General features: G+C 67.4%; 12 protein-coding genes. 10 read left to right on the top strand and 2 right to left on the bottom strand.

Annotation, left to right across the window (positions count from 1 at the left end; all coding sequences use genetic code 11):
* Nucleotides 1-29: 29 nt before the first annotated feature.
* The 6 genes from polA to LQZ85_RS08690 all read left to right on the top strand — a co-directional run bounded on the left by polA (nt 30) and on the right by LQZ85_RS08690 (nt 8,473).
* Entirely contained in the window at nt 30-2,663 is a 2,634-nt protein-coding gene (gene polA, locus LQZ85_RS08665) for a DNA polymerase I (RefSeq protein WP_056278759.1), read from the top strand.
* A 102-nt stretch (nt 2,664-2,765) separates the two neighbouring features.
* Complete coding sequence (locus LQZ85_RS08670; RefSeq protein ID WP_053096084.1) at nt 2,766-4,442, top strand: DUF885 domain-containing protein; 1,677 nt, start codon at nt 2,766-2,768, stop codon at nt 4,440-4,442.
* Between the two features lie 53 nt (nt 4,443-4,495).
* Nucleotides 4,496-5,530 (top strand): LLM class flavin-dependent oxidoreductase, encoded by a 1,035-nt coding sequence (locus LQZ85_RS08675; protein WP_056278758.1) that lies wholly within the window; start codon nt 4,496-4,498, stop codon nt 5,528-5,530.
* 42 nt (nt 5,531-5,572) lie between these two features.
* A complete protein-coding gene (locus LQZ85_RS08680) occupies nt 5,573-6,925 on the top strand; it encodes an MFS transporter (protein WP_056278757.1) in 1,353 nt (450 codons plus the stop codon).
* 37 nt (nt 6,926-6,962) lie between these two features.
* Entirely contained in the window at nt 6,963-7,721 is a 759-nt protein-coding gene (locus tag LQZ85_RS08685) for an SGNH/GDSL hydrolase family protein (RefSeq protein WP_056278756.1), read from the top strand.
* Nucleotides 7,718-8,473, top strand: a complete 756-nt coding sequence (locus tag LQZ85_RS08690) for a formylglycine-generating enzyme family protein (RefSeq protein ID WP_230100794.1) — start codon at nt 7,718-7,720, stop codon at nt 8,471-8,473. Before LQZ85_RS08685 ends, LQZ85_RS08690 begins: the two co-directional genes overlap by 4 nt.
* Before the next feature lie 16 nt (nt 8,474-8,489).
* Here LQZ85_RS08690 and LQZ85_RS08695 read toward each other — a convergent pair whose 3' ends face one another.
* Nucleotides 8,490-8,639 carry a hypothetical protein gene (locus LQZ85_RS08695; RefSeq protein ID WP_157538187.1) on the bottom strand — a complete coding sequence of 50 codons (150 nt, stop codon included), beginning with the start codon at nt 8,637-8,639 and terminating at the stop codon, nt 8,490-8,492.
* A gap of 79 nt (nt 8,640-8,718) precedes the next feature.
* Nucleotides 8,719-10,044 (bottom strand): MFS transporter, encoded by a 1,326-nt coding sequence (locus LQZ85_RS08700; RefSeq protein ID WP_053096080.1) that lies wholly within the window; start codon nt 10,042-10,044, stop codon nt 8,719-8,721.
* Between the two features lie 96 nt (nt 10,045-10,140).
* On the opposite strand from LQZ85_RS08700, the gene LQZ85_RS08705 reads away from it, so the two are divergent.
* The 4 genes from LQZ85_RS08705 to LQZ85_RS08720 are packed head-to-tail and all read left to right on the top strand — an operon-like array spanning nt 10,141 to nt 12,574.
* Entirely contained in the window at nt 10,141-10,509 is a 369-nt protein-coding gene (locus tag LQZ85_RS08705) for a VOC family protein (RefSeq protein WP_056278755.1), read from the top strand.
* Nucleotides 10,510-10,524: 15 nt separating this feature from the next.
* Nucleotides 10,525-11,070: a GNAT family N-acetyltransferase gene (locus LQZ85_RS08710; RefSeq protein WP_230100795.1), complete on the top strand. Its 546-nt coding sequence runs from the start codon at nt 10,525-10,527 to the stop codon at nt 11,068-11,070.
* A 27-nt stretch (nt 11,071-11,097) separates the two neighbouring features.
* A complete protein-coding gene (locus tag LQZ85_RS08715; protein WP_056278754.1) occupies nt 11,098-11,430 on the top strand; it encodes a metalloregulator ArsR/SmtB family transcription factor in 333 nt (110 codons plus the stop codon).
* Between the two features lie 34 nt (nt 11,431-11,464).
* Nucleotides 11,465-12,574 carry a GNAT family N-acetyltransferase gene (locus tag LQZ85_RS08720; protein WP_230100796.1) on the top strand — a complete coding sequence of 370 codons (1,110 nt, stop codon included), beginning with the start codon at nt 11,465-11,467 and terminating at the stop codon, nt 12,572-12,574.
* The last annotated feature ends 66 nt before the right edge of the window (nt 12,575-12,640 follow it).

Raw genomic sequence — 12,640 nt, forward strand, 5'->3', positions numbered from 1 at the left:
GTGTCTGTCGTCCTCGTTAGGCTGACAGGGTGACGGACTCCGCAAAGCCTACCCTCATGGTCGTCGACGGCCATTCGCTCGCCTATCGTGCCTTCTTCGCCCTCCCGGTCGAGAACTTCACGACGAAGGACAATCAGCACACGAACGCCATCTACGGCTTCCTGTCGATGCTGGTGAACCTCATCAAGGCCGAGCAGCCGACGCACATGGCGATCGCGTTCGACACCTCCCGTCATTCGTTCCGCACCGATCAGTATCCCGAATACAAGGCGACGCGGTCGGAGTCCCCGCAGGAGTTCCGGGGTCAGATCCCGCTGCTGCAGGACTGCCTCGCGGCGATGTCGATCCCCGTGCTCACCAAAGAGGGCTTCGAGGCCGACGACATCCTCGCGACGCTCTCGACGCAGGGCGCGGAGCAGGGATACGACGTCCTGGTGGTCTCCGGAGACCGTGACACGATCCAGCTGGTCACCGACGACGTCACGCTGCTGTACCCGTCCGTGCAGGGCGTCTCGCAGCTCAAGCGCTACGACCCGGTGACCGTGCAGGAACGCTACGGAGTGCGGCCCGAGCAGTATCCCGACATCGCGGCTCTCGTGGGCGAGACGAGCGACAATCTCCCCGGCGTGCCCAAGGTGGGGGAGAAGACCGCCGTCAAGTGGCTGACGCAGTTCGGTTCGCTCGACGACCTGCTCGAGCGAGCCGGTGAGATCAAGGGGGTCGTGGGCGGCAACCTGCGCGATCACATCGAGGACGTGCGCCGTAACCGTCGGCTCAACCGACTGCTGCGCGACGTCGAGCTTCCCGTCGCTCCCGACGACCTCGCGGTCGCCCCGATCGACGCTCAGGCCGTGCGCGACATCTTCGCCCGCCTCGAGTTCCGCACCCTGCTGCCCCGTGTCTTCGAAGCAGTCGGCGCCGGCGAGGTCGCCGACGATCCGGCCGCGACGGTGGTGCTGCCCGAACCGACTCAGGTCACCGCAGCCGAGTTCGTCAGCTGGGCCGACGCGCAGACGGACGACGTCGCACTGCGTATCGTCGTGCAGGGCGGGGCACCGACGCGTCTCGGCGCCGCGACCGCGAGCGAGCTCCGCGAACTCGACTGGAACGATGACGACATCGAGGTGCTGAGACCGTGGCTCGAGTCGACGCGCCCCAAGGTGCTGCATGATGCGAAGCCCCAGGTGAAGGCGCTGCTGCGCCTCGGCATCCGGCTCCAGGGACTCGCTTACGACACCAGTCTCGCCGGCTGGCTGCTGCGACCGAGCTTCCCCGACAAGACCCTGTCCGACCTCGTCGAACGCTATCTCGGAGAGAAGCTCCCCGAAGCGGATCCCTCGCAGCTCGTGCCGGAGACCGAGGGCGCCACCCCATCGCAGGAGGCCTGGTTCGCGCTCCGCGTCGCCACGGCTCTGCGTGACGACATCCCCGAGTCGGTCGCCGCTGTGCTCACCGACATCGAGCTTCCGACCCTGCTCACCCTGGCCGACATGGAGGTCGCGGGAGTCGCGGTGTCGCACGACGTCCTCTCGACGTTCTCGGGCGAGCTGGCGACGCGCGCCGACCGCCTCGCACAGGAGGCGTTCGGGATCGTCGGTCGCGAATTCAATCTCGGATCTCCGAAGCAGCTCCAGGAGGTGCTGTTCGACGACCTGCAGCTGCCCAAGACCCGCAAGACGAAGACCGGATACTCCACGGATGCTGCGGTGCTCGCCGATCTCCAGGAGTCGCATCCGCATCCGTTCCTCGGTCTGCTGCTGCAGCACCGTGAGGCCACGAAGCTCCGTCAGATCATCGAGTCGCTCGACACCGCGATCGGAACCGATCACCGTGTGCACACGACGTATGTGCAGACCGGAAGCCAGACCGGGCGCCTGTCGAGCACAGACCCGAACCTGCAGAACATCCCGGTGCGCACCGAGGAGTCGCGTCGCATCCGCAGCGCGTTCCAGGTGGGAGAGGGGTACGAGTCGCTGCTCACCGCCGACTACTCGCAGATCGAGATGCGCATCATGGCCCATCTGTCCGGCGACGAAGGCCTCATCGAGGCGTTCAACAGCGGTGAGGACCTCCACCGCTTCGTCGGCGCGCGAGTGTTCGGGGTCGAACCGAGCGAGGTGACGTCCGCGATGCGCACGAAGGTGAAGGCGATGTCCTACGGCCTCGTCTACGGTCTCTCCGCGTTCGGCCTGTCGAAGCAGCTCCGCATCGAGCAGTCCGAGGCGAAGCAGCTGATGGTCGAGTACTTCGCGCGGTTCGGAGCGGTACGCGACTACCTCCGGGCATCTGTCATGAAGGCCAAAGAGGTCGGCTACACCGAGACCATCTTCGGGCGGCGGCGACCCTTCCCCGACCTCGCGAGCCCCAACCGCGTGCTGCGCGAGAACGCCGAGCGCGCGGCGCTCAACGCACCGATCCAGGGCAGCGCGGCCGACATCATGAAGATCGCGCTGCTGCACATCCACGAAGACCTCAGGTCGGAGGGACTCGCCTCGCGTGCGCTGCTGCAGATCCACGACGAACTCGTCGTCGAGGTCGCACCGGGGGAGTGGGACGCGGCCGAGCGGATCGTTCGGACTCGCATGGGCGATGCGGCGGATCTCACCGTGCCGCTCGACGTGCAGGTCGGGCGCGGGCAGGACTGGAACGAGGCGGCGCACTGATTCCGACCGCGCGTCCGTGACGACGGATGCGACCGCGAGGGCCGGCAGCGCCGGCGACGGGTACCAATATCCTGCGCCGGGGCGCAGGGCTACGCTGGAGGGATGACCTCTTCCTCTCGCACACCGTCTGCCATCGACAGAGTCGCCGATGAGTGGGTCGACACCATCGCGGTGCTCGCTCCGACGCTCGGCACTTACATCGGCCGGGACGACGTCAACGACCGTTTCGGCGACCTGAGCCCCGAGGGGCACGAGGAGATCGTGCGAGCGACTCGTTCGACCCTCGCCGCGCTCGAAGCGCTCGAACCCGTGGACGCGATCGATGAGGTCACCAAGACCGATCTGGCTGCCGAGCTGAGTCTCGACCTCGAACTGCACGATGCCGACTGGCACCTGCGCGACCTGAACGTCATCGCGTCGGCGGCGCAGGACGTACGGTCGGCCTTCGACCTGATGCCCACCGCGACGGCGGACGACTGGAGCGTCATCGCCACCCGCCTCGCCGCGGTCCCTGATGCGCTCCGGGGCTACACCGAGACCCTTCGTGCAGGCATCGCCGCCGGAGTGACCCCCGCACGCCGTCAGGTCGTGGAAGTCGCGACGCAGATCGATCGCTATACCGCCGACGACGGATTCTTCGCTGCATTCGTCGCCGAGGCAGCGCCTCAGGAAGGCAATCTCCCCGCATCGCTCGCCCGTACTCTGGCCGACAACTCGGCCGCCGCTCGGGTCGCCTACGACGAGCTCCGCAGCTTCCTCGCTGACGAGCTGGCACCGGCAGCGACTGAGACGGACGCCGTCGGCCGAGAACTCTACGCGCTCAACTCGCGACGTTTCCTCGGCGCGACGATCGACCTCGACGAGACCTATGAATGGGGCCGCGAAGAACTCGCCCGCATGGTCGCGGAGCAGACCGCGATCGCGAACGAGATCCTGCCCGGAGCCACCGTCGAAGAGGCTGTCGCCCATCTCGAGGCCGACCCGTCCCGCAAGCTCGTGGGCACCGATGCTCTACAGCGCTGGATGCAGGAGACGAGCGACCGTGCCGTCGCAGAGCTCGGCGCGACGCACTTCGACATCCCGGAGGCGATCCGGACCCTCGAGTGCATGATCGCTCCGACGCAGGAGGGCGGCATCTACTACACCGGCCCCACCGACGACTTCTCACGCCCCGGCCGGATGTGGTGGTCGGTGCCCGAAGGCGTCACCGAGTTCGACACCTGGCGGGAACTGACGACCGTCTACCACGAGGGCGTCCCGGGGCACCACCTGCAGATCGCCCAGGCGGTCTACAACCGCGCGGAGCTCAACTCCTGGCGCCGTCTGCTCGCAGGGACGTCGGGACATGCCGAGGGATGGGCGCTGTACGCCGAACGTCTGATGCAGCAGCTCGGCTACCTCGACGACCCGGCGGACAGGCTCGGCATGCTCGACGGTCAGCGGATGCGCGCAGCCCGCGTCGTGCTCGACATCGGCGTACACCTCGGCAAACCTCGTCTCGACGGTCAGGGCACGTGGGATGCCGACTACGCCCTGGACTTCATGCGCAAGAACGTGAACATGTCCGATCAGTTCGTGCAGTTCGAGGTCAACCGGTATCTGGGCTGGCCGGGGCAGGCTCCGTCGTACAAGGTCGGGCAGCGCATCTGGGAGCAGGTGCGCGATGCGTATCAGGCGGAGCGTGGCGCGGACTTCGATGTGAAGGAGTTCCACAAGCGCGCGCTCGACATGGGCGGGGTCGGACTCGACACGCTCCGCACGGCACTTCTGAATCGCTGAGGGAATGCCGCGCCGGTGTGCGCTGTTCATTCAGCTGAATAGAAAGGGCTGACATGAGCATCGAGTTCGGACTGGACACCTTCGGAGACATCACGAGAGGCGACGACGGCGAGCTCCTGACCGGCGCGCAGACGATCCGCAACATCGTCGAGCAGGCGGAGCGAGCCGACAGCGTCGGTGTCGACTTCTTCGGTGTGGGGGAGCACCACCGCGAGGAGTTCGCGGTGTCGTCCCCGGAGATGGTGCTCGCCACCATCGCAGGGCGCACAGAGAACATCCGCCTCGGCACCGCCGTCACCGTGCTCTCCTCCGACGACCCGGTGCGCGTCTTCGAACGGTTCTCGACACTCGACGCGCTCTCCAACGGACGCGCCGAGGTCGTGCTCGGGCGCGGATCGTTTATCGAGTCCTTCCCGCTCTTCGGATACGACCTCCGCGACTACGACGCGCTCTTCGAGCAGAAGCTCGACCTCTTCGTCGAGCTCCTCAAGGAGGAGCCGGTGACCTGGTCCGGCTCGATGCGCGCATCGCTCGAGAACGCGAATGTCTTCCCGAAGACGGAGAACGGTCTGCGCACCTGGGTGGGTGTCGGCGGCAGCCCCGAATCCGTCGTGCGGGTCGCCCGCCACGGACTGGGCCTGATGCTCGCGATCATCGGAGGTCCTGCGGGGCGATTCCGTCAGTTCGTCGACCTCTACCACCGCTCGATCGCATCCTTCGGCACGACGTCGCATCCGATCGCGGTGCACTCGCCTGGTCACATCGCCGACACCGACGAGGAAGCGTGGGAGGCCGCGTACTCCGGTTTCGAGGCGATGAACAACACCATCGGTCGCGAGCGCGGGTGGCCTCCCTACAGCCGGGCGCGGTTCCAGAACGACGTCGGTCCCGCGGGTGCCCTCTACGTCGGTTCTCCCGACCGGGTCGCGGCCAAGATCGCCGACACCGTCACCACGCTCGGACTCGGGCGATTCGACATGAAGTACGCCACCGGCACGCTGTCGCACGACTCGATGATGCGCAGCATCGAGCTCTACGGGTCCGAGGTCATCCCTCGGGTGCGCAAGCTGCTGGCCGCCCAGGACTGACGCGGGACTCGGCAGCGCGGCGCTCCCCTCTACGATGAGGGGATGGCCAACACCGCGCTGCCGAGCCGGGCGTCCATCGCCGGGCGTCTCGATGAGCTTCCGTTCACGCGCCGCCACCTTCGTCTGCTCACAGGATCAGGCGTGGGGTGGGCTCTGGATGCGATGGACGTGGGACTCATCTCGTTCATCCTCGCCGCACTCACCCAGCAGTGGGGCCTGACGAAGGCGGATGCCGGGTGGATCGCCTCCGTCGGCTTCATCGGAATGGCGATCGGCGCAACGCTGGGCGGACTTCTCGCCGACCGGCTCGGACGGCGCCAGGTCTTCGCTCTGACGTTGCTCATCTACGGCATCGCCACCGGAGCGAGTGCGCTCGTGAGCGGCCTCGCCGCGCTTCTCGTGCTGCGCTTCCTGGTGGGGCTGGGGCTCGGCGCCGAGCTTCCCGTGGCGTCGACGTACGTGAGCGAGTTCGCGCCGGCGCGCATCAGAGGCCGACTGATCGTCATACTCGAGGCGTTCTGGGCGGTGGGATGGACGGCGGCCGCACTGATCGGCTTCTTCGTGATCCCCGCGTCCGACGCCGGCTGGCGCTGGGCGTTCGCCCTCGGCGCGATCCCCGCGGTCTACGCACTGATCGTGCGCTGGGGACTGCCGGAATCGCCTCGGTGGCTCGCGTCGCGCGGGCGCATCGCCGAGGCCGATCGCATCGTCTCGGCGTTCGAGGCCGACGCCGGTGTCGAGCCGGGGCCTGCGATCAGACGCGAGCCGATGTCGCGGGCGATCGCCGTGACGACGCGAGCTCGTCTGACGACACTGTGGAACGGCGAGTTCCGCGTGCGCACCCTGTGTCTATGGGTCGTCTGGCTGTGCGTGAATTTCGCGTACTACGGCGCCTTCATCTGGATCCCCAGCATCCTGGTCGATGCAGGCTTCGATCTCGTCCGCTCGTTCGGTTTCACTCTCATCATCACGCTCGCGCAGCTTCCGGGTTACGCCGTCGCCGCGTGGCTCATCGAGGTGTGGGGTCGACGCACGACGCTGTCGGTCTTCCTGATCGGCTCGGCGGTCTCGGCCGTCTTCTTCGGCACGTCGACGACCGAAGCCGCGATCATCGCCTCGGGCATGGCTCTCTCGTTCTTCAACCTGGGCGCATGGGGTGCGCTGTACGCGGTCACCCCGGAGATCTACCCGACCTCGCTTCGCGGCACCGGCGCGGGATGGGCCGCCGGAGTGGGGCGTATCGCGTCCATCATCGCTCCGCTCGCGGTGCCGGTCGTTCTCGTCGCCGGGGGCGCGCCGGTGCTGTTCGCGGCGTTCGGCGCGTGCTTCGTGGTCGCGGCCGCGGCGGCGTGGGGCCTGGTCGATCGCGGCGGGATGGCGCTCGACGACCGCTGATGCGCCTGGTGTCGGCGAGCGGGAATAGGCTGTCGAGGTGACAGACGTTCGCTATGTGGCCATCGGAGATTCCTTCACCGAGGGAGTGGGTGATGTGCTGCCCGACGGCCGCGAGCGAGGCTGGGCTGATCTCGTGGCTCAGGGGTGGGCCGATGCCGCCGGCCATTCGATCAGCTATGCCAACCTCGCCATCCGCGGCAAGCTGGCTTGGCCGATCGTCGAGCAGCAGCTGGAGCCGGCGCTCGCGCTGCGCCCGACCCACCTGTCGTTCAACGGCGGAGGCAACGACATGCTGCGGCCGCGGACCGACCTCGAGCACATCGCTGACGCGTTCAGCCGGGTCCTGCGCCGCTGCGACGAAGAAGGCGTCACCCTGATCCTCCTCTCCGGAGCGAATCCGAGCGGCCAGCTCCCGATGGGATCGCTCGTGCAGCGGCGAGGCGACCAGCTCTCGGATGCCGTGCTTCGCCGCGTCGAGGGGCGCGACGATGTCGTGCGCGCATTGAACTGGCCCGACCGCGAGTTGGCAGATGCGAAGTACTGGTCCGAGGACCGCCTGCACATGAACGCCGCCGGTCACCACCGAGTCGCCGCACGGGTGCTGCAGGGGCTGGGCTACGAGCCTCCGTCGACCTGGTGGTCACCGACAGCCCTCACCGCGGGTGGCCCCGCGGGGCTCGCCTACTATCGAGAGTTCGTCGGCCCGTGGGTCAGGCGACGCGTCACGCGCACCTCGTCCGGTGACGGACGTGCCGCGAAGTACCCCGACTGGGTCGAGAGGGTGCCGCAGGCGTGACCGATATCGAGATGCGACCGATCCGGGGCGGGTCGGTCACACTGCATGATGCGCGCCGAAAGGTGGAACGCACCGTCAGTCTCGAGGATTTCGAGATCGGCGTCTTCCCGATCACCGAGGAGCAGCTGGCGGAGATCCTTCCGATCTCCTCACGCCATCCCCGTCGACCGGCCGCGGACCTGAGCTGGTTGCGCGCGATCCACTTCTGCAACGCCGCATCGGAGTGGGAGGGATTCGACCCGGTCTACCGATTCGACGGCGAGGACGTCACCTGGGACGTGACCGGAGAGGGCTATCGTCTCCCGACTGAAGCCGAATGGGAGTACGCGTGCCGGGCAGGGTCGACGGGGCCGCACTATGCACCTCTCGCCGAGGCCGCGTGGACGAGTGCCGACGGTGTGTCGGCTCCCCAGGAGGTCGGCGGCAAGCTGCCCAACCTCAACGGGCTGTTCGACATGCTCGGCAACGTGTGGGAGTGGTGCTGGGATCTGCTGGATCCCGCGCGATACGACGACTATCGCGTGTTCCGCGGGGGCGGCTTCGCAGACGATTCGTGGAGCGTCCGCGCCTCGGTGCGTCGCGGGGGAGGACCCCGCATGCACCATGAGGACGTCGGGCTTCGAGTCGCGCGCGGCGCGTATGAGACTCCGGGAGAAGCTCAGGGGTGGTCGACGCGCGCCGACCAGGAGAGAGCAGCGTTCGACGGCCCGGTGCCGTTCGGCTGGACGCCGTTGCGGCGCCCAGGGCGCTGAATCGCTCGAGGCCGTCTCATCGCGACATGGGCCTGATCATGTACCGGCTCGGTCCCTCCGGCTCGGAGAAGCCGAACTTCGCGTAGAGGCCGTCCGCATCGCTGGTGGCGAGCATGATGCGCCGCACGGTCGAGGTCTCCTGCAGATCATCGACGATGCCCTGCACGAGCATCCTTCCGATTCCGATTCCGAGTCCTCGTTCGAGAAGGTGAAGCTCGGGGGCATGAGCACCATCCGCGGATTCCTCAGCGTCGCCGCTCAGGATCCAGCCCCATCCGGATGCGGGTGCGCTTGCGTTCGATCACGATGAAGGTGACACCGAGGATCCACAGCGGGATGGGCATGAGGAACGCCACTCGGAACGCCTCCAGCGAGTAGGTCTCCGGCGTCCCCGCGCCCTGTAGGTCGAGTGCGAGACCGATGAGGAAGATCGCGATGAGAGCGGCGATGAAGCCACCGGCATTCGTCACTCCTGTGGCCGTGCTGAGACGATGCGAGGGGTTGTGCGTGCGCGCGTGGTCGAAGGCGATCATGCTCGCCGGGCCTCCCGTCGCGAGCGCCACGGCGAGGACGTAGAGCAGCCAGAGCGGAGCCGGTTCGGGCAGGGCGAGGACGGCGACCCATGCGACGACCTGCACCCCGACGGCCGGAAGGACGAGTGCGAGCGAACGCTGATTCGGCAGCCGACGCGAGAGGTCTCCGATGATGGGGCCCAGTGCCATTCCGGCGATCACATACACCGAGATGATGCCCGCAGCATGCGCCGTGTCGAGCCCCTGCGCTGCGGTCAGGAAGGGCATTCCCCAGAGGAGGATGAACGCCGTGCCCGCGAAAGGTGTCGTGAAGTGCGACCAGAACGCGAGGCGGGTGCCGGGGTGCGCCCACGCGGCGCGGATGCCGACACCGGTGTCGATCGCCGACGTGACGACGCGGATGACACCCGTGTCGGTGTTGACCGTCACGTCGGCCCCACGCTCCGCCGGGTGATTGCGGATGACGAGCGCGACGAGAATGGTGAACAGCACGCCGAGCCCCGCAATGCTGCCGAAGGTGATCGTCCACGTCGTCGCGTGCAGGAGTGCGGCGAGGGGCACGAGTGCGATCAACTGTCCCGCCTGCCCGATGATGCCGGTGAACTGGACCATGATCGGCCCGCGCTGCGCAGGGAACCACGTCGCCACGAGCCGCAGCACGGCCGGGAAGATCGCCGCGTCGCCGGCGCCGAGCAGGATGCGCGCGAAGATCGCGATGCCGATGCCGGGGGAGAGGGCCATGGTGAGCTGACCTGCAGCCATGAGCAGCATGCCGATCGTCATGATCGGGCGCGAGCCGAAACGGTCGAGCAGGATGCCGATCGGAATCTGCATTCCGCCGTAGACGGCGAGTTGGACCACGGCGAACAGCGCGAGGGTCGACGCGTCGGCCTGGAATCGATCCGCGGCCTCCACCCCGACGGCGCCGAGGGAGGTGCGGTTCGTGATCGCCAGGACGTACGCCGCGACGCCGACACCCCAGATGAGCCAGGCTCTCCATCCCGGGGCGGTCACGGGGGAGCGGGGAACCTGATGCACTCCTCCCACGGTACTCCTGGTCGCGACCTCCCCTGTCGCGCAGCCCGCCCTCTCGGTTGTCTGGCGCATGTCGGATGCTGTCGCTAGCGTGGCCGCATGACACCCGCACCCGTGCACCACGCCATCAACTACGTCGAACTCGTCGTCAATGATCTCGAGACGGCGAAGCGGTTCTACCGCGACGCCTTCGGCTGGGTCTTCGTCGACTACGGTCCCGCCTATGCAGGCATCGCGTCACTCACAGGCGACGGATCCGAGGTCGGCGGGCTGCTCCTCTCCGATCAGGGACGCCCGCCCGGTGGCCCTCTCGTGCTGTTGTACTCCGACGATCTGGATGCCACCCAGGCGGCGATCACCGAGGCCGGCGGTGCGGTCGTGCAAGGTCCGTACGAGTTCCCGGGCGGCCGCCGCCTGCACTTCCTCGACCCCAGCGGCAACGAGCTCGGCGTCTGGTCCTCACGCTGAGGGCAGAATGAACCTGTGACCGAACAGCCTGATCTCGACACACTCATACGCCCCGAGCGCGCCTCTGTCCGCATCCGGCGGACGAACCTGCACGGTTCCGACGCGGTTGCGGTGACCCATCTCGTGCGGACGTACCTCCTCCAGACCGAGGACGAGAAGCGGGAGCACGGGCTCGCAGTGCCATCCCCGCCCGGCACGCTGCCGCCGCATTACAGGCAGGAGGCTGATGACCCCGCTCTGGCGTACGCCGGGTGCGTTGTGCTCATCGCAGAGCTGGACGATCAGCCCGTGGGAGTGGTCGTCATCCGGCCGGTCGCCGGAGAAGCAGAGGTCAAGAGGTTCTGGACGGATCCGAGCGTGCGGGGACGAGGCGTCGGCGGTGCTCTGCTCGATGCCGCCCTGGAGGTCGCGGGTTCCCCTGTCCGGCTGTCCGTCTGGCATTGGCGTGATGCGGCGATCCGTCTGTATGAATCCCGGGACTTCCTGCGTGTCGAATCCTGGGAGGATCGCGAGGCCCTCGTGTGCATGGTGCGACACCGCGACACTTTGCCCTTGCGCTAACCGTCCAGGTGCAGAATACTTTGCTCTATGGCTAACCATGACGACGTGAACGGAGTGTTCCTCGCGCTCGCGGACCCGACGCGGCGGGAAGTGATCCGGATTCTCGGATCGGGTCCGGCGAGCGTGGGGGAGTTGGCGAAGTCGTTCGCGATCACGCTGCCCTCTTTCCTGAAGCACGTGCGCACACTGGAGGGGAATGGTCTCATCCGCACGACCAAACGCGGACGCGTGCGCACCTGCAGCCTCGACCGCGATCGACTCGCCACAGTGGGGGACTGGCTCGACGCTCAGCGCCGAATCTGGGATTCCCGTACCGATCGACTCGAAGTGGTCGCTGCAGGACTGGAGGAGCCCCGATGATCGACACGCTGGCGGCCGAGAACCCCGAGGCCCCGTGACGAACACATCCGGCCGAGCGGGCGCAAGACCCCTTTCTGGTCGCCTGCGGACGGCGCGCCTGATCCTTCGGCCGCAGACCGCCACCGATGCGACCGTCTTCCACACGCTCTGGACCGAGCGGGATGAGCGCGTGCCGGCGCACCGGAAGCTGGACGCAGCCGGACACCCGACGGCGTCCGACATCGCCGCGCACATCACCGATCCGGCCTCGGAGCGATCGAGCCTGCTCACAGTGGAGGACGCGGTGTCAGGGGAGGTTTACGGATACTGCGGGCTCGTCTTCGACGCGAACGGCAACGATGAGGAGCCCGAGGTAGCGTTCGAGCTCCTCCAGGCCGTGCACAATCGCGGATATGCCACGGAGGCCGCGACGGCGGTCCTGCGGTGGGCTGCCGAAGTGGGCTATCGCCGTGCGTGGGCGGGAGTCTGGGAGTGGAACGTGAGTTCGCGTCGCGTGCTCGACAAGCTGGGGTTCGTGGATTCGGGCCGATCGGGCCGCGTCAGCGAGCACGGTCGCACCCTCATCACGGTCCGCGACCTCGGGACCGAGCACACCCCGATCGAACGCACCGAGCTCGTCGAGCATCAGGATCTTTCCACATCGCAGTTGTCAGCGCTCGGCAAACTCTTCGACTCCGAGTACCGCGTGACGCACGGCGCCTGGAATCCTGACCGCCCGTACGGGTATTCGCCGGCGCATGTTCATGTGATGCTGTCGATCGGCCGGATCGTGATCGCGCATGTCGGCTTTCAGCGACGCACGATCAGTGCAGGCGGCCACGAGATCGTCGTCGCCGGAACCGGGGGAGTCCTCGTGCATTCCGACTGGCGCGGCAGTGGGGTCGGGCGACGGGTGATGGCGCGTGCCCAGCAGGCGATGCGGGACGACGCGCTGGTCGACTTCGGGTACCTCGGATGCCGTGAGGCGGTCGTGCCTTTCTATGAGAGCACCGGCTGGAGGCGGATCCGCGCGCAAGAACGTCACATATCGATCGCCGACGGTTCCGACACGACCGAGCCCTTCGGAGCTCCCATACTCATCTACGACGCATCTGACTCGCGATGGCCGCCGGGGGACGTCGATCTGAGGGGTACGCCCTGGTGACGCTCAGGCCTCCGGGAGAGGGCGCTTCTCCCTCTACTGGGGAGGAGCATTATCAGGCTCGCTATT

The organism is Microbacterium sp. Bi98, assembly GCF_918698045.1.
Taxonomy (GTDB): domain Bacteria; phylum Actinomycetota; class Actinomycetes; order Actinomycetales; family Microbacteriaceae; genus Microbacterium.

Coding starts and splice junctions, on each gene's coding strand:
- LQZ85_RS08675 (WP_056278758.1), top strand. CDS start 4,496: ATGAGCATCGAGTTCGGACTGGACACCTTCGGAGACATCACGAGAGGC.
- LQZ85_RS08680 (WP_056278757.1), top strand. CDS start 5,573: ATGGCCAACACCGCGCTGCCGAGCCGGGCGTCCATCGCCGGGCGTCTC.
- LQZ85_RS08670 (WP_053096084.1), top strand. CDS start 2,766: ATGACCTCTTCCTCTCGCACACCGTCTGCCATCGACAGAGTCGCCGAT.
- LQZ85_RS08705 (WP_056278755.1), top strand. CDS start 10,141: ATGACACCCGCACCCGTGCACCACGCCATCAACTACGTCGAACTCGTC.
- LQZ85_RS08715 (WP_056278754.1), top strand. CDS start 11,098: ATGGCTAACCATGACGACGTGAACGGAGTGTTCCTCGCGCTCGCGGAC.